Genomic DNA, 25,024 nt, shown 5'->3' on the forward strand with positions numbered 1-25,024 from the left:
GATGCCCCGCACATTCTCAAGCCATTGATTTAGCCATGCCACACACCGCCTTGCACCTCTCCCGCCGCCAAACGCTGGCCCTGGCCCTCGCGGCCCCAATAGCCCCCAGCTGGGCCGCTGCCGACAAGGACGCGCTGAACATAGCTGCTCCCTGGGAGATCAACAGCCTCGAGCCCTCGCGCGCCGGCTATGTGTTCAGCCGCCTGCAGGTCAGTGAAACCCTGGTCGAGGTGGATACCGAAGGCGCGCTGGCGCCCGGCCTGGCTGCCGCCTGGGAGGTGTCGGCCAACCAGCGGCTCTGGCGTTTTACGCTGCGCGCCGGCGCACGCTTCCACGACGGCAGCCCGGTCACGGCCGCCCATGTGGCCCAGGTGTTGCAGCGGGCGCACAAAGCCCCGGGTGTGCTGGGCTCTACGCCGCTGCAGAAGATCAGCGCCGACGGCAACGTGGTGCTGCTGGAACTGGGCCGGCCGTTCACCGCCCTGCCCGCTTTCCTGGCCCATACCAGCACGCAAATCCTGGCGCCAGGCGCCTATGCGGCCGATGGTTCGGTGCAGGCGGTGATTGGCTCGGGCCCGTACCAGATCAGCCGGCTGGAAGCGCCGCAAAAAGTCACACTGGAGCGCTTCGACGGCTGGCAGGGCCCGCGGCCGGCGATTGCCAAGGTCAGCTACCTGGCAGTAGGCCGCGGCGAGACCCGGAATCTGCTGGCCACCAGCGGCCAGGCCGACCTGGTGTTCACCCACGACCCGGCCAACTTCGCCCGGCTGCAGTCCAACAAGGCGCTGCAGTTCCATACCCTGCCGATCCCACGCACCCTGTACCTCAAGGTAAACGCCGGCCACCCGTTCCTGAAAGACGTACACGTGCGCCGTGCGCTCAGCCTGGCGATCAACCGGGCCGGCATCGCCAGCGCCGTGCTGCGCGAACCGCGCGCCGCCGCCACCCAACTGTTCCCGCCCGGCCTGGGCGAATGGCATGTGGCCGGCCTGCAGCCGCTGGTGCGCGATTTGCCGCAGGCCCGCGCCCTGCTGCAAGCGGCAGGCTGGACGCCGGGAGCGGACGGCATGCTGCAGCGCAATGGCCAGGCCTTCAAACTGACCCTGCGTACCTTTCCCGACCGGCCCGAGCTGCCGGTGGTGGCAACGGCGCTGCAGGCGCAGCTGAAGACCATAGGCATCGACGTAGCCGTAACCGTGGGTAATTCCAGCGAAATCCCGGCCGGCCACCAGGACGGCTCGCTGGAACTGGCCCTGCTGGCACGCAACTACGGCCTGGTGCCCGACCCCATGGGCACGCTGCTGCAGGACTTTGGCCAGAACGGTGGTGACTGGGGCGCCATGGGCTGGAGCAGCGCCCTGGTGCGCGAGTCGCTGCAGACCCTGAGCAGCACCTCCGACGCCAACCGCCGCTCGGCCCAGCGCGGCGCCATCACCACCGTGCTACAGGCCGAGCTGCCGGTGATCCCCATCGCCTGGTACCAGCACACCGCGACCAGCAGCAAGCGCCTGGGCCGTGTGGTGATCGACCCGCTGGAGCGCAGCTATCGTATCGATCGGATGGCGTGGGCATGAAGAGTCTATTTATCCGTATGCTTGGCGTGGCCTTGCTGGTCGGCCTGCTGTCGTTTGCGCTGCTGCAGTCGCTGCCCGGCGACGCGGCCTACCGGATTGCCGCCGGCCGCTACGGCTACGACATGGTGAACAGCGCCGCCGCCGAAGCCGTGCGCCACGAGCTGGGGTTGGACCGCCCGGTCTGGCAGCAGCTGCTGGCCTGGCTGGCCGACGTGGCGCAGGGCAATTTCGGCGTCTCGCTGGTGTCGGGCGAACCTGTGCTGGCCGCGCTGTCGCACCAGTGGGGCCATACCGTGGCGCTGTCGCTGCTGGCCTGGGGGCTGGCGCTGCTGCTGGGCGTGGGCCTGGGCGGCGCGGTGGCCTTGCTACAGCGGCCGGCGCTGGACCGGCTGGTCGGCAATCTGGCGCTGGGTCTGCGCGCCGTGCCGGCCTTTGTGCTGGCCCTGCTGCTGGCCACGCTGTTCGCCGTGCAATGGGACTGGCTGCCAGTGGCCGGCCATGGCGACGCCAGCTACTACGTGCTGCCGGCGCTGACCCTGGCCCTGGCGCTGGCGCCCGGCCTGGCCCAGACCACCCGGCACAGCCTGGCCCAGGTGCTGGCCAGCCCCTATGTGCAGTTCGCCCGCACCAAGGGCCTGGCCGCGCGCTGGGTCACGCTGCGCCATGTGCTGCGCAACGCGGCCGTGCCGGTAGCCGCCTATGCGGGCACTCAGCTGGTGCTGCTGGTCGAGGGCATGGTGGTGGTAGAAACCTTTTTTGCCTGGCCCGGCATCGGCCATGCGCTGGTACATGCCATCGTGGCGCGCGACGTGCCCATGGTGCAGGGCACGGCCCTGGCCATGGGCTTGCTGTTCGTGCTGCTGAACACGGCGGTCGACGCGCTTTGCCACTGGCTGGACCCGAGGAGCGCGCGATGAGCCGCAAACTGTCCTGGCTGCTGCTGGTACTGGTCGCGGCCCTGGCGTGGATCGCCCCGGCGCTGCTACCCGACCCGGCCGCGCAAGACCTGTCGGCCAGCCTGCAGGCGCCTAGCGCCAGCTACTGGCTGGGCACCGACGCGCTGGGCCGCAATGTGGCGGCACGGCTGGCGGCGGCTACGCAGATCTCGCTGTCGCTGGCCCTGCTGTCGGCGCTGCTGGCCGCCAGCCTGGGCGCGGGCCTGGGCCTGCTGGCCGCCTGGCGCCACGGCTGGACGGAGCGCCTGCTGCTGGCCCTGGCCGATGCGGTGCTGGCCCTGCCCGGACTGCTCTGGGTGCTGCTGCTGTCGGCGTTGGCGCCAGGGCGCACCTGGCCGCTGTACCTGGGCCTGGTGCTGACCGCCTGGGTCGAATTCTTCCGCACCACCCGAGCTTCGGCGGCAACCCTGCTGGCCGGGCCGCAGGTGCAGTCCAGCCAATTGCTGGGTTTTGGCCGCATCTACATCGTGCAGCAGCATGTATGGCCGGCATTGCGCGGCACGCTGCTGGCGCTGACCGCGCTGGCGGTATGCAACGCGGTACTGGCGGTATCGGCGCTGGGCTTTGTCGGCATCGGCCTGCGCCCGCCGGCGGCTGAGCTGGGCCTGCTGATGACCGAAGCCCTGCCGTATTACGCCGACGCGCCGTGGATGCTGGCGCCGCCGGTGCTCCTGCTGCTGGCCACCGTGCTGGCGCTGCAAACGCTGGGGGAAAAGCATGGCCTGGGCGCTTGAAATCCACAACCTGGCGGTTAACGCCGGCGCCGAACCGGTGGTACGCGGCGTCAGCCTGCAGCTGCGCGAAGCCGAATGCCTGACGGTACTGGGTGAGTCCGGCTCGGGCAAATCCATCATGGCGCAGGCGGTGATGGGCACGCTGCCGCCCGGCCTGCGCATGACAGGCGAAATTTCGGTATGGGGACGGCGCAGCCCGCAGCCGCGCTGGGGCCACCAAGTGGCCATGCTGCCGCAAGAGCCCTGGCTGGCGCTGAGCCCGGCGATGCGGCTGCAGCCCCAGGTGGCCGAGGTAGCGCACTTTGTGCGCGGCCAGACCTGGCCAGCCGCGCAGGCCGAAGCAAGCCAGGCAATGCAGCAGCTGCAGCTGAACCCTGCGCGGCGCAAATACCCGCACCAGATCTCTGGCGGCATGGCGCAGCGGGTAGCGTTTGCCGCGACCTGCGCGGCCGGCGCCCAGCTGCTGATCGCGGACGAGCCGACCAAGGGCCTGGACGCCACGCTGCGCGGGCAGATCGGCCAGCTGCTGCTCAGCCATCTGCAGCCCGGCCAGGCGCTGCTGACCATCACCCACGACGTGGCCCTGGCCCGCCAGTTAGGCGGCAACGTGGCGGTGATGCTGGACGGCCAGGTGGTCGAGCAAGGCCCGGCCAGCCAGGTGCTGCAGCGGCCGCGCCACGCCTACACCCAGGCCCTGGTACAGGCCGACGCCGCCCACTGGCCGCGCCTGGCCCGGCCGCTGCGCAGCGGCGCCGCGCCGGTGGTGCAGGCCCAAGGCCTGGCCAAGTCTTTTGGCCAGGAGCCGGTGTTTGCGGATGTGGACCTGGCGCTGGCCGAGGGCGAGATCGTCGCCATCACCGGCCCTAGCGGCTGCGGCAAGACCACCCTCGGCCATATGCTGCTGGGCCTGGTGCCCCCCGACCGGGGCACGGTGCGCCGCACGCGGCAGCGCCCGCATTCGTTCCAGAAGCTCTACCAGGACCCGCCCGCGGCCTTTGCGCCGCAGCGCAGCGTGGGCGACAGTCTGGGCGACCTGATCAAGCTGCACCAACTCAGCAGCGCCGAATCCCAGAGCCTGATGCAGGAGCTGAAGCTGGACGCCAACTTGCTGGCGCGGCTGCCCAGCGAGGTGTCGGGCGGCGAACTGCAGCGGTTTGCGCTGCTGCGCATCTTGCTGCTGAAACCCGACTTTCTGTTTGCCGACGAACCGACATCCCGGCTCGACCCCATCACCCAGCAGCGCACCATGCAGCTGCTGTGCGCCAGCACCGCCGCCCACCAGTGGGCGATGCTGCTGGTCACGCACGATGCGGCGCTGGCCGAAAAGGCCGCGCATCGCCGGGCGGAAGTCGCGTTTGGCTAGCGGCCGAACACCAGCAACAGGTTGTTAGCCGGCATAGGCTTGCGCTCGCGCAATTGCAGCCCGGCCCGCTGCGCCTGCTGCACTACTTCGTCGAGCTGGCGTATGCCCCAGGCCGGGTTGTGCGCGCGCAGGCTGGCGTCGAAATCCCGGTTGCCCTGCGACGTGGGCACGTCGCGTTCCAGGTACGGGCCGTAGGTGATCAGCAGGCCCTGCGGCGCCAGGTGCCGGGCCGCGCCGTCCATCAGCGCGGCACAGGTAGCCCAGGGCGAGATGTGCAGCATGTTGGCGCAGAAGATCGCGTCGAATGTGCTGCTCAACGGCCAAGGGTTGCTCAGTGCATCCAGGACCTGCGGCGGCAGCACATTCGCCACCCCGGCCTGCGCGCACCAGTGGGAGATGGAGGCAAAACCCGCGTCCTGCGCATCGCTGGGTTGCCAGGTCCAGCCCGGCAAGCCCAGGGAGAAACCAGCCGCGTGCTGGCCTGTGCCGCTGGCGATCTCCAAGGCCGTGCCCGCGGGCGGCAGCACACGCTGCAAGACTTCAAGAATCGGCGGCAGATTGCGCTCGGCGGCGGGGCTTTGTTGTGGAATGAACATGGTTTATCTTGGCATCCAGGCGGAGCAGCTCCAGCATTGCTCAAAGCCACCCTCAATCAATTCGCCACAGCCGCATTGCCAGCGGTGCTGCGGCACGTTCTGCAGGTCGTGCAGCAGCTTGCGGGCCGCGGCTTCCTGGGTGGCGTGGTGTATCCAGACCTCGGGCAGGCACTGGTCGGGCGGCAAATCACCCGCGATACCTGCCAGGTACTGGCGCTGCACGCTGGCGGCAATGCCTTCGACCGCCAGGGCGTCGGCCCACAGCGTGGCCATCGCAAGGTTCGGGGCTTGGGTCAGGCGCAACATGGTGGGCTTGACTATAGTTCTGATAGCTGCCCGTGCAGGCTCTACCTGCGCTGGCGGCCTAAAAAGCGCTTAATGTTTGACCAGATTGGCAAAGGTCTTGCGGAATTTCTCCACCTTGGGCGCAGCCACCATCAGGCAGTAGCCCTGGTTCGGGTGGTTCTCGAAGTAGTCTTGGTGGTAGGCCTCGGCGGGCCAGTAGTTGGCCAGCGGCAGCACTTCGGTGACGACCGGTTTGCGGTAGGTCTTGCTCTCGGCGATTTCGGCCAGCACCGCCTGTACCACCGGCAACTGCTCGGGCGCGCTGGTATAGATGCCGCTGCGGTACTGGGTGCCGACATCGTGGCCTTGCTGGTTCAGCGTGGTCGGGTCGTGGATGACGAAGAAGATCTCCAGAATCTCGCGCAGGCTGATCTCGCTGGGGTCGAACTCCAGCCGCACGACTTCGTTATGGCCGGTGTCGCCGCTGCAGACCTGTTCGTAGCTGGGGTTGAGGGTCGTGCCGTTGCAGTAGCCGCTCTCTACGTCGGTGATGCCCATCACCTGCACGAACACTGCCTCGGTGCACCAGAAACACCCCCCTCCCAGGGTAATGACTTCACGGGGGGCGGGGCTGGACGAAGGCGTGGGGGGCGTGTTTTGCATAGCCCGCTTTGTACACCTTTTTATGCAATAGGGACTTGTACACTTGCGCGGCACGCAAACTTGCATCGAATACGCGCTTGCCGCAATTCTAGCAAATAATGCCACCAGCGCATATACAGCCTGCACCAGCAGCTACAAATAGAGGAGCATATGTCCCCCGGTGAACTCAAACCTGTACTCACCGCCCTGGTGATGCCGCCGGCCGCGCCCCTGCTGCTGCTCGGCCTGGGTCTGCTGTGGCGCAAACGGGCACTGGGCGGCCTGCTGTGCCTGCTCGGCCTGGCCAGCCTGTGGCTGCTGAGCTGCAATGCGGTCGCGGTATGGCTGGCCCAAACCCTGTTGCCCCAGACCAGCGCCCTGCCCCCGGCCACGGCCGCTGCAGCGCTGCATGCGCGCCAGGTGCAGGCCGTGGTGGTGCTAGGCGGCGGGGTCAGGCCGTCGTCACCCGAATATGCAACGCCCCAACCCACGGCCGACACCGCAGGCCGCCTGCGCTACGGGGTGTGGCTAGCCCGGCAGGCCAAATTGCCGCTGGCCTTTGCCGGCGGCGTGGGTTGGGCGAACAGTGGCACCGCCGCCCCGTCCGAAGGCGCGATGGCGCGGGCTCTGGTCAGCCAGGACTACGGCCTGGTGCTGCGCTGGGTCGACGACCGCTCGCGCGACACCGCCGAGAACGCCGCGAATATGCAGGCCCTGCTGGCGCAAGATGGCGTGCAGCGCATCGCTCTGGTGACCCACGCCTGGCATATGCCCCGCGCGCAGCAAGCGTTCGAGCGGGCCGGTTTTACCGTTACGCCCGCGCCCACCGGCTTCACCTTGCCGCAGCAGCGCAAGCTGCTGGAATGGCTGCCCACGGGCTATGGCCTGCTGGCATCGCGTGAAGTGCTGCGCGAATGGCTGGGCCTGCGGATGGTTGGGTACTGACTTTGATTGACGCCTGCCACACCCGCGGGCTATATTAATAACCCGTCAGTCAGTAACACCATGTCCAGCGCCCCACCCACCCCATCTGCAGACACTCCGGCCAAGCGCATGCGCCGCAAAGAGGCTCGCCCCAGCGAACTGCTGGCGGCGGCGCTCGACCTGTTTGTGGAAAAAGGCTTTGCCGCCACCCGGGTGGAAGAGGTGGCGCAGCGGGCCGGCGTGTCCAAGGGCACTTTGTTTCTGTACTTTCCCAGCAAAGACGAGCTGTTCAAGGCCGTGGTGCGGCAAACCCTGGCGGGTCGCTTCCATGAATGGAGCGACGAGGTAGACAGCTTTACCGGCAGCAGCGCCGAACTGCTGCACTACGGCATGCATAGCTGGTGGGAGCGCGTAGGCAATACCCAGGCCTCGGGCATGACCAAGCTGATGCTGGGCGAGGCGCAGAACTTCCCCGAAATGGCGGCCTTCTACCAGGCCGAAGTGGTGCAGCCCTACCACAGCCTGGTGCGGCGCATCCTGCAGCGTGGGGTGGACCGCGGTGAATTCGCCGCCATGGACCTGGAACTGGCCACCTACGCCGTGACCGCGCCGCTGATCTTTCTGGCCATGTGGAAGCACTCGGTCGGCACCCACCCGTGTACCGCGTCGGTGCTGGACCCCCTGCACTACCTGGATGCGCAGGTACACATTCTTCTCAATGGCTTGCGCGTACGGCCCGCCCCTGCATGATGTTGCGCAGGTAAATGCTGGGCAAATCCGCCAGACATGCAAAATTCCCCCCCTAAAATCGAACGTTACCCTGCCTCCGACCTCAAAGACCCACCATGACCACTTCCGCCCAGCTTGAACAAACTCGTTTCAACATGATCGAACAGCAAATTCGCCCCTGGGACGTGCTGGAGCCCGCAGTGCTGGCGCTGCTGTCGGTCGTCAAGCGCGAGCAATTTGTGCCCGCCGAGTACCAGGCCTTCACCTTCGTCGACATGGAAACCCCGCTGCCCGGCGGCCAGTCCATGCTGTCGCCCAAGGTCGAAGCCCGTGCGCTGCAAGACCTGAAGATCCAGAAGCACGAAAAGGTACTGGAGATCGGCACCGGCTCGGGCTACATGGCCGCGCTGTTGGGCTACTGCGCGCACAGCGTGCTGTCGCTGGAAATCCTGCCCGAACTGGCCAGCCTGGCGCGCAACAACCTGCGCGCGGCCGACGTGCACAACGTCGAAGTCCGGCATGCCGATGGCGCCCTGGGCGCAGCTGCCGACGGTCCGTTTGACGTCATCGTGCTCAGCGGCTCGGTGGCGTCCGTGCCCGAGAAGATCAAGGCCCAGCTCAAGGTCGGTGGCCGCCTGTTCGCCGTGGTCGGCCAGCAGCCGATGATGTGCGCCAACTTCGTCACCCGCGCCAGCGAGTCCGCCTACACCACCACCCAGCCCTGGGATACGGTTGCGCCGCGCCTGGTCAACTTCCCCGAACCGTCCAAGTTCTCGTTCTAAGCCATGATTGCCCAAATCACCCCGACCGACCTGCCCCAGTGGCTGCAAGGCCAGACCGCCCCGGTGGTGCTGGACGTGCGCGAACCCGCCGAGTGGCAGGCCGCCAGCGTGCAGGCCGATGGCTTCACCCTGGTTCAGCTGTCCATGAACGAGATCCCGGCCCGCCTGGCCGAGCTGGACCCACAGCGTCCGATCGCCTGCCTGTGCCACCACGGCGCGCGCAGCCAGCGGGTCGCCCAGTTCCTGCTGCAAAACGGCTTCGAGAACGTGGTGAACATCGCCGGCGGCATCGACGCCTGGTCGCTGCAACGCGACCCCGCTGTGCCGCGCTACTGATCTCCGCCCTCCCCCGTGACCGCGGCGTGTGCCCGCCGGACCGACAGACACCCGACAGAAATTCAAGGATGACCATGCAACGTTTCCCGCTCGCATCTCTCGCTCTGGCCGTGGCTGCCGCCTGTGCGGGCACGGCCCATGCGCAAAGCCTGCTGGAGCTGTACGACGCGGCCCGCGCCACGGATGCGACCTACCAATCGGCCAAGGCCCAGTACGACGCGAATCTGGCCAAGGCCGCCCAGGCCAAGGCCGGCATCCTGCCCAGCGTAGGCCTGTCCGCCGGGCTGAACCGCAATATGCTGGACGGCAGCAACCCGACCATCGACAAGGACTACACCAGCCAGACCGCCACCCTCAGCGGCTCGCAGCCGCTGTACCGGCCGGCCAACCGCATCACCTACGAGCAGGGAAAGAAGAGCATCGATGTGGCCACAGCCCAGCTGCAAGTCGCCGAGCAAGACCTGGTGGTGCGCGTAGCCCAAGCCTATTTCGATGTGCTGGCCGCCACCGACACCCTGACCTTTGTGCGGGCCCAGAAAACCGCCGTCAACGAGCAGCTGTCGTCGGCCAAGCGCAACTTTGAAGTCGGCACCTCGACCATCACCGATACGCGCGAAGCCCAGGCCCGCTTCGACCTGGTGCGGGCCCAGGAAATCGCCGCCGAGAACGATGTGCTGATCAAGCGCCTGGCGCTCGACACCCTGGTCAGCAAGGTGAACGCCCAGCCCGCACCGCTGGCCCAGCCGGTACTACTGCCCAGCCTGCAGCCAGCCGACATCTCCAGCTGGGAACGCCAGGCCGATGCCAGCCCGAACGTGCAGCAGGCCCAGATCGCGCTCGAAGTGGCGCGCCTGGAAACCCAGAAAGCCAAGACCGGCAACCTGCCGACCCTGGACCTGACGGCCGGCTACAACGTGAACCGCTACCCCAACGGCACCTCCAGCCTGCCGAATGGCTCGCGCAACAACAGCACGGTGGTCGGGCTGAGCCTGAACATCCCCTTGTTTGCCGGCTTCTCGGTGCAAAACCGCATCCGCGAAACCCTGTCGCTGGAAGACAAGGCCCAGGCCGACCTGGATGCCGCGCGCCGCAGCGTGGCCCAGGCCACCCGCACCGCCTTCTACGGCGTGTTGTCGGGGCTCGGCCAGGTGCAGGCGCTAGAAGCCGCCGAGACCTCCAGCCAGATCGCGCTGGACGCCAACAAGCTCGGCTACCAGGTGGGTGTGCGCATCAATATCGACGTGCTGAATTCACAAAGCCAGCTGTTCCAGACCAAGCGCGACCTGGCCAAGGCCCGCTACGACGTGTTGGTCGGCGGCCTCAAGCTGCGCCAAGCCAGCGGCAGCCTGAAGCCCGAAGATCTGCAGTCGGTCAACACCTTGCTACAGCCGCAGTAAGAACCCGTCCCTAAGCCGCCAGCAGGGCCTGCACGGCGGCCGCGGTCTTCTGGGCCGCGCCGCGGTGGGCGCCGGCAAACTCCGGCCCGGCAGCGGCGGCTTGGGCCAGCTGCTGCGGTGCATTCAGCCAGGCCAGAGCCTGGGCCACGGCCTCGGGCATGCCGACCACCCGGCAGGCGGCACCCGCGGCTTCGGCCAGCTCGGCTGCCTCGGCGAAATTGAAGGTCGACGGCCCCATCACCATCGCGCAGCCGCAGGCCGCGGCCTCGATCAGGTTCTGCCCGCCCAGCGGCTCAAAGCTGCCGCCCAGCAAGGCCAGGTCCGCCAGCCCGTAGTACAGCGCCATCTCGCCCAGCGAATCGCCCAGCCAGACATCGGCCGGCTCCGGTGCGTCCACCCAGCTGCTGCGCCGCGACAGGCTGAAGCCCTGGGCCTGCACCAGCTCGGCCACCGCATCAAAGCGCTGCGGATGGCGTGGCACGATCAGCCACTGCACATCCATCACTCCTATTTTCATAGCTGCTGGCGCTGGTGTTTGCTGCGCTACAGCCCTAAAAGACTTTAAATAGCTGAGCAGCATCAGCTCTTCGCCCTCGCGGGCGCTGGCCAGCAGCACCACTGGGCGGCCCGCGCCATGCCGCCAGGCCCGGCCGGTGACCAGTTGCGCCGGGTTGGGCGAGGCGTCGAACTTCAGATTACCCAGCACCTGCGGCGGCCGGGTGCCGGCCTGCAGCAGGCGCTGTGCATCGGCCTCGGTTTGCGCCCAGACCGCGCTGAGCGCTCCATAGGCCGGTCGGGACAGGGCCGACAGGCGCTGCGCCTGGCGCAGAGATTTGGGACTGAGGCGCGCATTCGCCAGCGCTACAGGAATACCGGCCGCCTGGCAGGTGGCCAGCAGGTTCGGCCAGATTTCGGTCTCCATCAGGATGCCGATACGGGGCTGGAAATGCCGCACAAAGCGCTGCACCGCGCCCGGCGTGTCCCAGGGCTGCCAAACCTGTACGTCGCCGGCACGCAGCAGCGACTGGCCTTCGGCCCGGCCGGTGGCGGTGCCGTGGGTCAATAGCAGGCGCATATCGGGCATGGCGCGCCGCAAGGCCGCCAACAGGATCGCCGCGGCCCGGGTTTCGCCCAGCGATACCGCATGCACCCAGACCCAACCCTGGCTGGGCGGCTGGGTGTAATGGCCGAAGCGCTCGGGCACCGCCAGGCCGTAGCCGGGCTCGGCCAGCGCACGCTTGCGCAGCTTGCGGCGCAGCAAGGGGCTGGCCAGCCACAGGCCAATGGAATACAGACCGCGGATCAACGCATGGAATCCCGCAGTGAAGCCAGGGCCGAGGCCTGCATCCAGGCATTCCAGACCGCATCCACGCTGGGCGTGGGTTCGCCGAACACGCTGAACTGGTGGTCGTTGTCGCGCGGGCCGGTACGCCAGACGGTGTCAAAGTTGTACAGCCGCACCAGCGGCAGGTCCAGGGCGGTGGCGATATTGCACAGGCCGCTGTCGACACCTACCGCGCCCAGGCATTCGCCGAGCGCATCGGTCAGCGCATTCATGCCCATGCGCGGCCAGACCACGGCCTGCTCGAGCCGGCTGGCAATGCTTTCGCTGCGCCACTGTTCCTCGTCGCTGCCGTGTGGAAACGCCACCGTATAGCCCAGGGCGTTCAGACGATGGCCCAGCTCCAGCCAGTATTCGTCGGGCCAATGTTTGTCGGCCCGCGAGCTGCCGTGCAGCAAGGCGACGATGGATGCCGGTGCCACGCTACCCGAATCAAAAAACGTGTTTGCTATATTTTTAATAGCCCTAAGCTCTTTACCTACATGCGGTGCAAGGCCAAAAGATAATTTTTCTGGCAGCGCATACACCAGAGCCCGGGCGCACATCACGCGCGAGCGTTCGATGGCGTGGATGCGCGGCTCGACCGGAATCGCCACGTCGGCCTCCCAGCGGGTCGGGGCTTCGAAGCTGCGGCCTTCGGTCTGGTTGGCCAGGGCGTAACGCAGGCCCTGGGGGCTGAGCCGCGCCATCTTGGCCACCAATGCCGATTTGCTCAGGCCTTGCAGATCCAGCACCGCGTCATAGCATTCGTATTGCAGGTCCGAGGAGAAAGCCCGCCAGGCGGTGCGCGTATCGGCGGTAAACACGGTTTCGCGCCAGCGCCGCAGATCACATTCGATCACGCGGTGCACGCCCGCGCAGCGCCGCACCAGCGGGGCGAAGTCGGGCTCGACCACCCAATCCACCAGGGTCCCCGGCAGCTCGGACAGCATGTCCTGCACCGCGGGCATGGCGTAGACCACGTCGCCGAGCGAAGAGAGTTTGACGATCAGGACATTCATGCAGAAGCCGGCAACAAGGCTTTTTGGTGGAAATCAGCCCACACAGCTTGCCACGCCTGCAGCACAGTGTCTACATCCGGCGCCCGCTCGCCGCCAACAGCCACCTGGTAGCTGCAACCCACCGGCCCGGCGCGCCATATGCGTGGCTGGCTGAAAATCTGCACATGCGGCAGGTTCAAGGCCACAGCCATGTGGCTGAGGCCGGAATCCACACCTATCACCCCCACGCAGCCCGCCATGCGCGCCGCCAGCGCCGCCAGGCCCATGCGCGGCAGCACCAGAGCCCGCGGGCCGATGGCCTCACACAGCTGCTGGGCGAAGGCGGCCTCGGTCGGGTTCGCCTGCGGCACGCTGACCGGCAGGCCCTGGGCCACCAGCGCCTGGCCGACCTGTATCCAGTGCTGCAACGGCCATTCGTTCTCTACCCGGGTGGTGCCGTGCACCAGCATCACGCTGCCGTCGGGCTCCACCGGTGTGACCTGCAGTTCGTCGTAATCAATGGCGTCTTCGCGCGGCGGATAACCCAGCGCCAGCGCAGCCAGTCGGCGGTAGCGCTGCATGGAATGGATGCGCGGCGGCATGGGCTGGGGACGCTGCACCAGCCAGCGCACCGGCCATTCGTAAGCGGCGTCCTCGCTGCGGTTGCCGTAGGAGCTACGCCAGCCACCGGGGGCGAGACGCGCCTGGCGGGCGATCAGCACGGATTTGATCAGGCCCTGGAAGTCCAGCACCACGTCATAGGCTTCGGCCCGCAAGGTCTGCAGGAACACGGCTTTTTCAGCCCGCACGGCGGCCGTCAGCGGGGTCTTACGCCAGCGCCGCTGGGCTACCGGCATCACCCGCGCCAAGCCCGGCACATGGGCTTTGAGCAGAGGCGCAAAGGCTTCTTCCACCACCCAGTCGAAGGTGGCCTGTGGCAAAGCCTGGCGCATGTCGTGCAAAGCCGGCAGGGTCTGGATCACATCGCCCAACGACGAAACTTTGACAATCAAGACCCGCATGCCCTGCCCGTTCACGTGGTGGTGTGTCAATGTGCGCTGGCCGCCAGGGTCGCGTCCGGCTTGGCACGGCGCAGCAGGGCCAGCATGTCGTGCTGGATACGCTCCAGGGCCTCGGGCGTATGGCCCTCAAAGCGCAGCACCAACACCGGGGTGGTGTTGCTGGCGCGCAGCAGGCCAAAGCCATCCGGCCAGTCGACGCGCAGCCCGTCGATGGTGTTGACCACGGCGGGCGCGGCAAAGTCGACCAGGGCCAGGGCTTTGGCCACCACGGTCGGTGGCTCGCCTTCGGCACAGGCGACGTTCAGTTCGGGGGTCGAGAAACTGGTGGGCAAGGCGTGCAGCACAGCGTTCGCATCGGGCGACTGGCTGACAATCTCCAGCAAGCGGCAGCCCGCATAGGTGCCGTCGTCAAAACCGAACCAGCGCTCCTTAAAGAAGATATGGCCGCTCATCTCACCGCCCAGCGGGGCTTGGCCGCCAGCGGCTTCGATTTCCTTCATCTTGGCCTTGATCAGCGAGTGGCCGGTCTTGAACATCAAGGGCTGGCCACCGGCTGCGGCAATGGCGGGTGCCAGGCGCTGCGAACATTTCACGTCAAACAGAATCGTGCCGCCGGGCACGCGGCGCAACACGTCTTCGGCGAACAGCTGCATCTGACGGTCGGGGTAGATATTGCTGCCGTCTTTTGTGACGATGCCCAGGCGATCACCGTCGCCGTCGAAGGCCAGGCCCAGCTCGGCGCCACTGGTCTTTAACGCGGCCATCAGGTCTTGCAGGTTCTCAGGCTTGCTCGGGTCGGGATGGTGGTTGGGGAAATTGCCGTCCACCTCGCTGAACAGCTCGATCACCTCGCAGCCAATCGCCCGCAGGATGTCCGGGGCCGACGCGCCTGCAATGCCGTTGCCGGAATCGACCACGATCTTCATGGGGCGGGCCAACTGGATGTCGGAGACGATGCGGGCGGTGTAAGCGGGCAGCACGTCAACTTGGCGCACCAGGCCACCGGCTTTGGCTGTCCAGCACTCGGCCTCCATCATGCGGCGTATCGCCTGGATTTCGTCGCCATGGATGGCGCGACCACCCATGACCATTTTGAAACCGTTGTAGTCCTTGGGGTTGTGGCTGCCCGTGACCTGGATGCCGCTACGGCACAAGGTGTGTGCAGCGAAGTACAACATGGGTGTGGTGGCGGCGCCTACATCGATGACTTCGACACCTACCGCCACCAGGCCGCGGATCAAGGCCGCCACCAGACTGGGGCCGCTCAGGCGCCCATCGCGGCCTACAGCTACTGTGCTTTCCCCCTCGGCCAGGGCAATGCTGCCAAAAGCCTTTCCTATGCCTTCCGCCACCGCTTCGGTGACGGTGGTCGGCACGATGCCGCGGATGTCATAGGCCTTGAAGATCGAACTCGCAACGTGCATGGGGAATGTGCCGGTTGTGTGAAGGGGTGCCAGCCGCAAGGAGGCGGGGCTGGCGGCTGGCATTGTAGTTTTGCCACAGCCCGCTTACCGGACCATCAACCGGCATATTTTGGGGTCTTTTTGAAGGACCATGAAGGACCAACGGCCCCCTATGAAGCGACGGCAGCCCCGCACAAGCTTTCGTACAAGTCCAAATACTGCGTGGCCGCAGCCGCCCAGGAGAAGTTTTGCGCCATGCCGCGCTGCTGCAGCTGCGCCCATACTGCTGGCTGGGCATAGGCGTGGACGGTGCGGTGCACCGCCAACGCCAGGGCTTCACGGGTGGCAGGGCCGAACATAAAGCCGGTTGCACTATCGGCTTGCACGGCCGCGTCGTCGGCATCCACCACGGTATCGATCAGGCCACCAACCCGGCGCACCACGGGCACGGTGCCGTAGCGCAAGGCATACAGTTGGGTCAAACCGCAGGGTTCAAAGCGGGACGGCACCAGCATGGCGTCGGCCCCGGCAATCATCTGGTGGGCAAAAGCCTCGTCATAGCCCAGCCGCACCGCCACCGCGCCGGGGTGCGCAGCCATGGCCTGGGTAAAGGCTTTTTCCAATTCGGCATCGCCACTGCCCTGCACTGCCAGCTGGGCTTCAGCAGCCAGCAGTTCGGGGATCGCGGCCAGCACCAGGTCCAGGCCTTTTTGCTGGGTCAATCGGCTCACCACGGTGAACAAGGGTAGCGAAGCATCCACGCGCAAGCCCAAGGCTTTCTGCAAAGCGGCTTTCGACGCGGCCTTGCCAGCCATGGCCTTGGCCGAGTACGGGCTGGCGATGTCTTTGTCGGTGCCGGGGTTCCACACCGCATCGTCCACACCATTCAGGATGCCGGACACATCGGCGCCACGCGAACGCACCACGCCGTCAAGCCCGCAGCCGAACTCCGCGGTGGCAATCTCTGCCGCATAGCTGGGGCTGACCGTGGTGACGCGCTGGGCGTTGGTCAAGCCGGCCTTCATGAACGAAAACCGGCCGTGGTATTCCAGCCGGGTCGGATCCATGAAGCGCACCGGCAGGCCCAGCAGATGGAAGTCCTTGGCATCGAACAAGCCCTGGTATGCCAGGTTGTGTACGGTGTACACCGTGGCCACCTTGGCGCCCGGATTGGCCGCCACATAGGCGCAGGCCATGCCCGCATGCCAGTCATGGGTGTGCAGCACGTCGGGTGTCCAGGCTGGGTCCAGCCCGCCTGCAGCCACCTGGGCCGCAACCCAGCCCAGCAATGCAAAACGCTGGGCGTTGTCAGGCCACTCCGTTCCATCCGGCCCCAGGTAGGGGTTGCCGGCGCGCTGGTAGTAGTAAGGCGCATCGACCACATAGGCCGTGACACCACTGGCCGCAATGGTGCCGCAAAGCAGGCGCACCCGCGCCGCGCCAAACGCCGCGCCGATTTCATACACCACGCTAGGTTTCTTTAGGCCGGCCAGAATCGCCGGGAAACCTGGCAACAGCAGGCGCACATCGGCACCGGCCGCTACCAAGGCCTGGGGCAGAGCCCCCAGCACATCCGCCAAGCCACCTGTTTTGACCAGAGGAAAAACCTCGGCACCTACCTGCAGTACTTTCATCCGGCGGCCAACTTCTTCAACATAGGGGTCGTGACCAGAGTGATGCCGTTCTCGCTGCGGTGGAAACGCTCGGCATCGGCCACTGCATCTTCGCCAATCACCATCCCGTCGGGGATCACGCAGCCGCGGTCGATCACCGCGCGGTTGATGCGCGCGCCGCGTCCGATCTGTACGTCGGGCAACAGCACCGACCAGTTCACCTGCGAATGCGAATGCACCCGCACGCTGGAAAACAACACCGAACGGTGCACGCTGCCCGACACGATGCAGCCGCCCGACACCATGGATTCGATCGCCATGCCGCGCCTGTCGTCCTGGTTGTGCACAAACTTGGCGGGCGGCAACTGGGCCTGGTAGGTCCAGATCGGCCATTGCGTGTCGTACAGGTTCAGCTTGGGTTCGGTCGCGGTGAGGTCAATGTTCGCGTCCCAATACGCGTCAATCGTTCCCACATCGCGCCAATAAGGCTCTTCGCCTTCCACATTGGGAACGCAGCTCAGGGCAAAAGGATGGGCGACCGCATTGCCGTTGCGCACCGCGCGCGGAATGATGTCCTTGCCAAAGTCGTGGCTGGACTCGGGGTCTGCCATGTCGCGTTCCAGCTCGGCATACAGGAATGCCGCGTTGAAGATGTAGATGCCCATGCTGGCCAGCGACATATCGGCGTTGCCCGGCATCGCTGGTGGATCTGCGGGCTTTTCCAGGAAGTCGGTGATCAGGCTGTCGCCGTCTACCGCCATGACTCCGAAGGCGGACGCCTCCTTGCGCGGCACGGCGATGCAGCCTACCGTGCATTCACGCCCCTTGGCCACGTGGTCGGCCAGCATCAGCGCGTAGTTCATTTTGTAGATGTGGTCGCCAGCAAGTACCACGATGTAGTCAGCGCCGTAGCTCTCCAGAATGTCCTGGTTTTGGTAGACCGCATCGGCTGTGCCGCGGTACCAGTTTTCATTGTCATTGCGCTGCTGGGCCGGCAGCAGGTCGACAAACTCGTTCATCTCGTTCTTCAAAAATGCCCAGCCGCGTTGTAAATGGCGCAACAAACTGTGTGATTTGTACTGGGTGATCACGCCGATGCGCCGAATGCCGGAATTCAGGCAGTTAGACAGCGCGAAATCAACAATCCGGAACTTGCCACCGAAATACACCGCTGGCTTGGCACGTCGGTCGGTGAGATTCATCAAGCGGCTGCCGCGGCCGCCGGCCAGTACCAAGGCAATTGCCCGTTTTGGCAGGTCCAGTCCATGGGCCAAGTTAATCTGCTGCATTTTTGTCTCCAGAGAATAGGTAATTGTTGACCAACTTTCGACTAACGCCAGCATCTTAATCCGAGGATCCAAAAAACGGCCACCAACCCGGTTCAGCGTGCGAAAATTCTCTAAACATGCTTATTTTCCGACCTCAAAGCGCTTAGACTCCGCAAAAAGCCCGCCGTTCGCGGCTTCTGGCTTGTGCCTACATTTACCAAAGGAAGCTCCTGTGCCCCTGCGTCTTACCCCTTCTTCTGCCGACACGTCCACCAACATCCAGGTTGCAATCACGCAGCATTTACTCAACACCGTCGGCGTCAACCCCGCCGATGCCACCCCCAATGATTTGATGCTGGCCGTGTCCCATGTGGGGCGCCAGCAACTGTCGCAGCGCTGGGTAGAGACCCAGACCCGTGAAGCCGCAGCCAAGGCCCGCCGGGTGGTCTACCTGTCCATGGAATTCTTGATGGGCCGCACCCTGTCGAATGCGCTGGGCGCACTGGAACTGCGGGGCACGGCCGCCGAGGGCCTCACGCAATTCGCCCAAACGCTGGAAAACGTGGCCGACCGCGAGCCCGATGCCGCACTGGGCAATGGCGGCCTGGGTCGTCTGGCCGCCTGCTTTCTGGATTCGATGGCCACCGTGGGCCTGCCCTCCTTTGGCTACGGCATCCGCTACGAATATGGCATGTTTGCGCAGGACATCCAGAACGGTGCGCAGATGGAATACCCCGACCCCTGGCTGGAAAACGGCACGCCCTGGGAGTTCCCGCGCGCCGACATCAGCTACCCGGTGCATTTTGGCGGCTGGGTCGAACATGTGAATGGCAGCCCAATCTGGCGCCACGCCGGCGAAGTAGCCGCCAAGGCCTATGACATGGTGGTACCGGGCCACGGCACCGAAAAGGTCAGCACCTTGCGCCTGTGGAAAGCGGTCGCCCCGGCCCACATCGACTTGAATGCTTTCAACACCGGTGACTATGCGCGTGCCGCGAGCATGAAGAACGAGTACGAGAACATCTCCTGGGTGCTCTACCCCAACGACAGCACCCCTGCCGGGCGCGAACTGCGCCTGAAGCAGGAATACTTCTTTGTGTCCGCATCGGTGCAAGACCTGGTGGCCCGCCACCTGCGCGAACACCCTTCGCTGGACAACCTGGCCGAGCACGTGGCCATCCACCTTAACGACACCCACCCAGCCATTGGCGTGGCCGAGCTGATGCGCGTGCTGTGCGACGAACACGCCATGCCCTGGGACAAAGCCTGGAACATCTGCTGCAACACCTTCTCGTACACCAACCACACCTTGATGCCCGAGGCGCTGGAAACCTGGCCCGTAGGCCTGATGCAGCATGTGCTGCCGCGCCACCTGGAAATCATTTTCCGCATCAACAAGGAGTTTCTGGACCTGGCGGCCGCCCACCGCCCTGGCGACAACGCCTTTCTGGCCCGCCTGTCCTTGATCGACGAGCAGGGCGAGCGCCGCGTGCGCATGGCCCACCTGTCCATCGTGGGCAGCCACAAGGTGAACGGCGTGTCGGCACTGCATTCCGAGTTGCTGGTGCAAACCATTTTTGCGGACTTCGCCAGCATCTGGCCGGACCGATTCACCAATATGACCAATGGCGTAACCCCGCGCCGCTGGCTGGCGCAGGCCAACCCTGGTCTTTCAAGCCTGCTGGACAGCACGTTGGGCAGCAGCTGGCGCCTGGACCTGGACCAGCTGCAAAAGCTCAAGGCCAAGAAAGACGATCCCGCCTTCCAGAAGTCGTTCATGGCGGTCAAACGCGCCAACAAGGTCCGCCTGGCCGAGGCCATCGAAAAAAGTACAGGCATCCGCGTCATCCCCGACAGCCTGTTCGACGTGCAGGTCAAGCGCATCCATGAATACAAGCGCCAGCTGCTGAATGTTCTGCATGTAGTGACCCGCTACCAGGCGATCCTGGCGAACCCCAACGCCGACTGGGTGCCGCGCACCGTGATCTTTGCCGGCAAGGCCGCGTCGTCCTACGTCACCGCCAAGTCCATCATCCGGCTGGTCCACGATGTGGGCACGGTGATCAACAACGACCCACGTATCGGCGACAAGCTCAAGCTGGTGTTCATGCCCAACTATGGCGTGTCGGTGGCCGAAACCATCATGCCCGGTGCCGATCTGTCCGAGCAGATTTCTACCGCCGGCACCGAAGCCTCGGGCACCGGCAATATGAAGCTGGCCCTGAACGGCGCGCTGACCATAGGCACCGACGATGGCGCGAACATCGAAATCCGCCAGAACGTGGGCGACGACAACATCTTCATCTTCGGCCTGAAAACCCCCGAGGTGCAGGCCTTGAAGCAAAGCGGCTACCAGTCCATGCGCTACTACGAGAACACGCCCGCCCTGAAAGCGGTGCTGGACGCCATCGCCGGCGGCCAGTTCTCGCCGGATGAGCCCGGCCGCTACCGCGCCCTGGTCGACACCCTGCTATGGGGCGGCGACCACTACCTGCTGCTGGCCGACTACGCATCCTATGTGGCCACCCAGGCGCAGGTGGACGACCTGTACCGCCAGCCGGCGGCCTGGTGCGCCAAGGCCATCACCAATGTGGCGGGCATGGGCGTGTTTTCGTCGGACCGCACCATCCGTGAATACGCGCAACAGATCTGGCACATTGCCCCGGACGCGCTATAAAGCAAACGCGGTGACAGACAACACCGCATAGCGCCGTCCATTTCTGATTAAACCCACTCCAAGATCGGTTCCTATGCTGCACGCCCACGATGTTGAAATGATTTGTGGCGCACGCCACGGAGACCCGTTTGCGGTGCTGGGCCCCCATGCCGCAGCCGCGGGCCACACCTCGGTGCGCTGCTTTCTGCCAGGCGCACGCAGCGTGGCGGTGGCATCGGCCAAGGGGGTGCTGCTGGGCCCACTGGCGTTGCGAGACGAAGCCGGCTTTTTTGAGGGCGAGGTCGCGCTGTTGCCCGGCACTGCCTACCGCCTGCAGGTCGAATGGGCCGATGGCCATAGCGCCAGCATCGAAGACCCGTACCGGTTCCCGCTGGTACTGGCGGAAATGGATGTCTGGCTGCTGGGCGAAGGCACGCATCTGCGCCCGTACGAGGTGCTGGGTGCACGGCCCAGCGTGATGGACGGCGTGGCCGGCACCAGCTTTGCCGTGTGGGCGCCGAATGCCAGCCGGGTCAGCGTGGTCGGCGACTTCAACTTCTGGGACGGCCGCTGCCACCCCATGCGCTGCCGACGCGAGTGCGGCGTGTGGGAGCTGTTCCTGCCCGGCGTGCAAGCCGGCGCCAAATACAAATACGAGATCCGCAGCCAAAGCGGCGAGGTGCTGCCGGCCCGCGCCGACCCCTATGCCTTACAGGCCGAGCTGCGCCCGGCCACCGCCAGCGTGGTGGCCCAGCTGCCGCCCTTTGTACCGCCATCGCCCGATCGCAAGCACGCCAACGCCCTGGACGCGCCGATCAGCATTTACGAAGTCCATCTGGGCTCATGGCGGCGCAAAGAGGGCAACCAGTGGCTGGACTGGGACGAACTCGGCGACAGCCTGGTGGCCTACGCCGTCGAGATGGGCTTCACCCACCTGGAACTGCTGCCCATCAGCGAACACCCGTTCGATGGCTCCTGGGGCTACCAGCCAGTAGGCATGTACGCACCTACGGCCCGTTTCGGTGACCCGGCAGGTTTTGCGCGTTTCGTGGCCCGCTGCCATGCCAAAGGCGTGGGTTTGATACTGGACTGGGTGCCCGCCCACTTCCCCACCGATGCGCACGGCCTGGGCAACTTCGACGGCACGCATCTGTACGAATACGCCGACCCGCGCGAAGGCTTCCACAACGACTGGAACACGCTGATCTACAACCTGGGCCGCACCGAGGTCAGCAACTTCCTGGTCGGCAACAGCCTGTACTGGCTGGAGCGCTTTGGGGTGGACGGCCTGCGTGTAGACGCCGTAGCCTCTATGCTGTACCGCGACTACAGCCGCAAGGCCGGCGAATGGATTCCCAATGTGCACGGCGGGCGCGAAAACCTGGAAACCATCGCCTTCCTCAAGCGCATGAACGAGGTGGTCGGCACCGAGCGCTCGCAGGCCATCACCCTGGCCGAAGAATCCACCGCCTTCCCCTCGGTTTCGAGGCCCACCTACGCGGGTGGCCTGGGCTTTCACTACAAATGGAATATGGGCTGGATGCACGACACCCTGGCCTATATGGAGCGCGACCCCATCTACCGCAAGCACCACCAGGGCGAGATCAGCTTCAGCCTGGTCTATGCGTTTACCGAAAACTTTGTGCTGCCGATTTCGCACGACGAAGTGGTGCACGGCAAGGGCTCGCTGCTGAACAAGATGCCGGGCGACCGCTGGCAGCAGTTCGCCAACCTGCGCGCCTTCCTGGGCTACATGTATGCGCACCCGGGCAAGAAGCTGCTGTTCATGGGCTGCGAATTTGCCCAGGACCGCGAGTGGAACCACGACCAAAGCCTGGACTGGCATCTGCTGGACCACGCGCCCCATGCCGGCATACAGCGCCTGGTACGCGACCTGAACACCTTGTACCGCGCCACACCGGCGCTGTACCAGCTGGACTTTGTACCCACCGGATTCGAGTGGCTGGAGCACAACGATACCGAGCACTCCGTGCTCAGCTTTGTGCGCCGCGGCCTGGATAAACGCTCCTTTATAGTGGCGGTATGCAACTTCACCCCGAACGTCTGGAACGGCTACCGGCTCGGCGTACCCCAGCCTGGCACCTACCACGAACGCCTGAACACCGACTCGGCCCACTACGGCGGCAGCAATGTGGGCACGCCACTTGCAACGGCTACCGCAGACGACACAGCCTGGCACGGCCAGGCCCATTCGGTCGTCCTTAACCTACCGCCACTGGCCACTGTCTTCCTCGAATGGAAAGCCTGAAAACGCCGTCCCACCCCAAGCTCCCCACAGAGCGCTCCGCCCTGCCGGCCGTACCCAGCGTACAGCCTGGCCAACCCTGGCCATTGGGCAGCAGCTTTGACGGCAAAGGCGTGAACTTCGCCGTGTTTTCCGCCCATGCCCAGGCCATGGAGGTCTGCGTGTTCGATCCCAGCGGCCAGCATGAAATCACCCGTTTCCGCCTGCCGGCCCACACCAGCGACGTATGGCACGGCTACCTGCCCGGCGCCCAGCCCGGCCTGGTCTACGGCCTGCGTGCGCACGGCGCTTGGCGGCCCGACCGGGGGCACCGTTTTGATGCATCCAAGCTGCTGCTCGACCCGTATGCGCGCGACATCGTGGGCCAATTCAGCTGGCGCGACGAGCACTTTGCCGGCGACCGGCTGCACCCGCGCCATATGGACACCCGCGACAACGCCGCGCTGGCATTGAAAGCCCGCGTCGTTTTTGATAATTTCGACTGGCGTGGCGACCAGCCACCGCAGGTGCCGCTGGCCGACTCGGTGATCTACGAGTGCCATGTCAAAGGCTTCTCCAAGCTGAATGAAAACGTGCCACCCGCGCTGCGCGGCAGCTATGCGGGGCTGGCGCACCCAGCGTCGGTGGCCCATCTGCGGCGCCTGGGCATTACCGCGGTCAGCCTGCTGCCGGTGCACTACGCGCTCAGCGAAGAGCGGCTGGTCGGCATGGGCCTGGGCAACTACTGGGGCTACAACACCCTGGGCTTCTTCAGCGTCGACCCGCGCATGGCCAGCGGCGCAGATAGCCTGTCGCCGCGCGATGAATTCCGCACCATGGTCAAAACCCTGCACGCCGCCGGGCTGGAGGTGTTGCTGGACGTGGTCTACAACCACACGGCCGAATCCGGCGAAGACGGCCCGACCATCAGCTTCCGCGGGCTGGACAACGCCAGCTACTACCGCCTGCCGCCCGACGCGCCCGCCTACTACGACAACTACTCCGGCTGCGGCAACACGCTGGACATCCGCCAGCCGCGCGTGCTGCAAATGGTGATGGACAGCCTGCGCTACTGGGTCGGCGAGATGCATGTCGACGGCTTCCGCTTCGACCTGGCGCCGGTGCTGGGCCGCACCGACCACGGCTTTGACCGCAACAGCGCGTTCTTCACCGCCGTGGCGCAAGACCCGGTGCTGTCGCGTGTGAAGATGATTGCCGAGCCCTGGGATCTGGGCCCGGGCGGCTACCAGACCGGCGGCTTCCCGCGCGGCTGGCTCGAATGGAACGACCATTTCCGCGACAGCATGCGCGGCTTCTGGGTACAGACCGCCGCCGCCCCCGACGCGGTGCAGCTGGAAAACACCCGCGCCGACCTGGCCCTGCGCTTGTGCGGTTCGTCCGACATCTACCAGCCGCGCCAGCGCTCCCCGGCCGAATCGGTCAACTACGTGGTGTCGCACGACGGCTTCACCCTGCGCGACCTGGTCAGCTACAACCAGCGCCACAACGAAGCCAACGGTGAAGAGAATCGCGACGGCCACGGCCACAGCCTGAACTTCAACTGCGGCGTCGAAGGCCCTAGCGACGACCCGGCGGTCAACGCGCTGCGCGGGCGTTTGCAACGCGCCCTGCTTGCTACCACTTTGCTAGCACAAGGCACACCACTGGTCTGCGCTGGAGACGAATTAGGCCATACCCAAGGTGGCAACAACAACCCCTATTGCCAGGACAACCCGACCACCTGGATCGACTGGGCGGCCGCCGATGAAGACCTGATCGCCTTCACCACCCGCGTGATCGCGCTGCGCCGCCAGGCCCTGCCCTTCGCCAACCACTGGTACAGCGGCGTGGCCGACGCCCTAGGCCTGCACGACCTGGCCTGGCTGCGCGGCAGCGGCGTGCCGCTGGAAGGCAACTCCTGGCACGACCCGCATTACCGCGCCCTCGGCTGCCTGATCGGCAAACCCGGCCGGGCCAAGGCACCGCTGCTGCTGCTGGTCAACGCCGGCAGCACCGTAGACGACTTTCTGCTGCCCGCCGGTGTCTGGCAATGCGTGCTGGACACCAGCCACCCACGGGGGCTGAGCAGTTGGCAGGGCCAGGGCGAAGTGGTGTTTCCGCTGCCCGCCAATAGCCTGGTGCTACTGGCGGCGGCCGGGGCCGGGCTGCAACTGTAA

The 25,024-nt window shown here is 65.8% G+C and carries 21 protein-coding genes; 12 read left to right on the forward strand and 9 right to left on the reverse strand.

Going from position 1 to position 25,024, the window contains the following annotated elements; all coding sequences use genetic code 11:
• The first annotated feature begins 35 nt into the window (after positions 1–35).
• Genes BLT66_RS20760 through BLT66_RS20775 form a run of 4 tightly spaced genes read left to right on the forward strand, consistent with a single transcriptional unit; the run spans position 36 to position 4,627 of the window.
• The gene (locus BLT66_RS20760; RefSeq protein WP_092760766.1) at positions 36–1,574 is read left to right on the forward strand and encodes an ABC transporter substrate-binding protein; all 1,539 of its coding nucleotides are present in this window, start codon (positions 36–38) and stop codon (positions 1,572–1,574) included.
• Entirely contained in the window at positions 1,571–2,491 is a 921-nt protein-coding gene (locus tag BLT66_RS20765; protein WP_092760768.1) for an ABC transporter permease, read from the forward strand. Before BLT66_RS20760 ends, BLT66_RS20765 begins: the two co-directional genes overlap by 4 nt.
• On the forward strand, positions 2,488–3,264 hold the full coding sequence (locus BLT66_RS20770; RefSeq protein ID WP_092760770.1) for an ABC transporter permease subunit: 777 nt from the start codon (positions 2,488–2,490) through the stop codon (positions 3,262–3,264). Before BLT66_RS20765 ends, BLT66_RS20770 begins: the two co-directional genes overlap by 4 nt.
• Positions 3,248–4,627 carry an ABC transporter ATP-binding protein gene (locus BLT66_RS20775; protein ID WP_092760772.1) on the forward strand — a complete coding sequence of 460 codons (1,380 nt, stop codon included), beginning with the start codon at positions 3,248–3,250 and terminating at the stop codon, positions 4,625–4,627. Before BLT66_RS20770 ends, BLT66_RS20775 begins: the two co-directional genes overlap by 17 nt.
• Here the strand turns inward: BLT66_RS20775 and BLT66_RS20780 are convergent.
• From BLT66_RS20780 to msrA, 3 genes are all read right to left on the reverse strand, one after another.
• Positions 4,624–5,223, reverse strand: coding sequence for a DUF938 domain-containing protein (locus BLT66_RS20780; RefSeq protein ID WP_092760774.1), 600 nt, complete (start codon positions 5,221–5,223; stop codon positions 4,624–4,626). The genes BLT66_RS20775 and BLT66_RS20780 overlap by 4 nt on opposite strands.
• A gap of 3 nt (positions 5,224–5,226) precedes the next feature.
• The gene (locus BLT66_RS20785) at positions 5,227–5,529 is read right to left on the reverse strand and encodes a putative signal transducing protein (protein WP_092760776.1); all 303 of its coding nucleotides are present in this window, start codon (positions 5,527–5,529) and stop codon (positions 5,227–5,229) included.
• 69 nt (positions 5,530–5,598) lie between these two features.
• Entirely contained in the window at positions 5,599–6,171 is a 573-nt protein-coding gene (gene msrA / locus BLT66_RS20790) for a peptide-methionine (S)-S-oxide reductase MsrA (protein WP_092760778.1), read from the reverse strand.
• Between the two features lie 150 nt (positions 6,172–6,321).
• On the opposite strand from msrA, the gene BLT66_RS20795 reads away from it, so the two are divergent.
• From BLT66_RS20795 to BLT66_RS20815, 5 genes are all read left to right on the forward strand, one after another.
• Entirely contained in the window at positions 6,322–7,095 is a 774-nt protein-coding gene (locus BLT66_RS20795) for a YdcF family protein (protein WP_092760780.1), read from the forward strand.
• Between the two features lie 60 nt (positions 7,096–7,155).
• Positions 7,156–7,824: a TetR/AcrR family transcriptional regulator gene (locus BLT66_RS20800; protein ID WP_092760782.1), complete on the forward strand. Its 669-nt coding sequence runs from the start codon at positions 7,156–7,158 to the stop codon at positions 7,822–7,824.
• 95 nt (positions 7,825–7,919) lie between these two features.
• Positions 7,920–8,585: a protein-L-isoaspartate O-methyltransferase family protein gene (locus BLT66_RS20805; RefSeq protein WP_092760784.1), complete on the forward strand. Its 666-nt coding sequence runs from the start codon at positions 7,920–7,922 to the stop codon at positions 8,583–8,585.
• Between the two features lie 3 nt (positions 8,586–8,588).
• Positions 8,589–8,921 (forward strand): rhodanese-like domain-containing protein, encoded by a 333-nt coding sequence (locus BLT66_RS20810; protein ID WP_092760786.1) that lies wholly within the window; start codon positions 8,589–8,591, stop codon positions 8,919–8,921.
• Positions 8,922–8,995: 74 nt separating this feature from the next.
• Entirely contained in the window at positions 8,996–10,318 is a 1,323-nt protein-coding gene (locus BLT66_RS20815) for a TolC family outer membrane protein (RefSeq protein ID WP_369821625.1), read from the forward strand.
• A gap of 10 nt (positions 10,319–10,328) precedes the next feature.
• Here the strand turns inward: BLT66_RS20815 and BLT66_RS20820 are convergent, their stop codons facing one another.
• The 6 genes from BLT66_RS20820 to glgC form a co-directional block, all read right to left on the reverse strand.
• A complete protein-coding gene (locus BLT66_RS20820; protein ID WP_092760790.1) occupies positions 10,329–11,624 on the reverse strand; it encodes a 3-deoxy-D-manno-octulosonic acid transferase in 1,296 nt (431 codons plus the stop codon).
• Complete coding sequence (waaC, locus tag BLT66_RS20825; protein WP_092760792.1) at positions 11,621–12,661, reverse strand: lipopolysaccharide heptosyltransferase I; 1,041 nt, start codon at positions 12,659–12,661, stop codon at positions 11,621–11,623. Before waaC (BLT66_RS20825) ends, BLT66_RS20820 begins: the two co-directional genes overlap by 4 nt.
• On the reverse strand, positions 12,658–13,662 hold the full coding sequence (waaC, locus tag BLT66_RS20830; protein ID WP_092760794.1) for a lipopolysaccharide heptosyltransferase I: 1,005 nt from the start codon (positions 13,660–13,662) through the stop codon (positions 12,658–12,660). The genes waaC (BLT66_RS20825) and waaC (BLT66_RS20830) overlap by 4 nt, the downstream gene beginning before the upstream one ends.
• 26 nt (positions 13,663–13,688) lie before the next feature.
• Entirely contained in the window at positions 13,689–15,086 is a 1,398-nt protein-coding gene (locus BLT66_RS20835; protein WP_092760796.1) for a phosphomannomutase/phosphoglucomutase, read from the reverse strand.
• Positions 15,087–15,235: 149 nt separating this feature from the next.
• Positions 15,236–16,699, reverse strand: a complete 1,464-nt coding sequence (glgA, locus tag BLT66_RS20840; RefSeq protein WP_092760798.1) for a glycogen synthase GlgA — start codon at positions 16,697–16,699, stop codon at positions 15,236–15,238.
• The gene (gene glgC / locus BLT66_RS20845) at positions 16,696–17,967 is read right to left on the reverse strand and encodes a glucose-1-phosphate adenylyltransferase (protein WP_092760800.1); all 1,272 of its coding nucleotides are present in this window, start codon (positions 17,965–17,967) and stop codon (positions 16,696–16,698) included. Before glgC ends, glgA begins: the two co-directional genes overlap by 4 nt.
• A gap of 217 nt (positions 17,968–18,184) precedes the next feature.
• Between glgC and BLT66_RS20850 the strand changes: the two genes are divergently transcribed.
• The 3 genes from BLT66_RS20850 (at position 18,185) to glgX (ending at position 25,024) form a co-directional block, all read left to right on the forward strand.
• On the forward strand, positions 18,185–20,623 hold the full coding sequence (locus BLT66_RS20850; RefSeq protein ID WP_092761313.1) for a glycogen/starch/alpha-glucan phosphorylase: 2,439 nt from the start codon (positions 18,185–18,187) through the stop codon (positions 20,621–20,623).
• A gap of 73 nt (positions 20,624–20,696) precedes the next feature.
• Positions 20,697–22,871: a 1,4-alpha-glucan branching protein GlgB gene (gene glgB, locus BLT66_RS20855; protein WP_092760802.1), complete on the forward strand. Its 2,175-nt coding sequence runs from the start codon at positions 20,697–20,699 to the stop codon at positions 22,869–22,871.
• Positions 22,859–25,024, forward strand: a complete 2,166-nt coding sequence (glgX, locus tag BLT66_RS20860) for a glycogen debranching protein GlgX (RefSeq protein ID WP_092760804.1) — start codon at positions 22,859–22,861, stop codon at positions 25,022–25,024. Before glgB ends, glgX begins: the two co-directional genes overlap by 13 nt.

The sequence above is a fragment of the Rhodoferax sp. OV413 genome (genome assembly GCF_900104385.1).
Taxonomy (GTDB): Bacteria; Pseudomonadota; Gammaproteobacteria; order Burkholderiales; family Burkholderiaceae_C; genus Rhodoferax_B.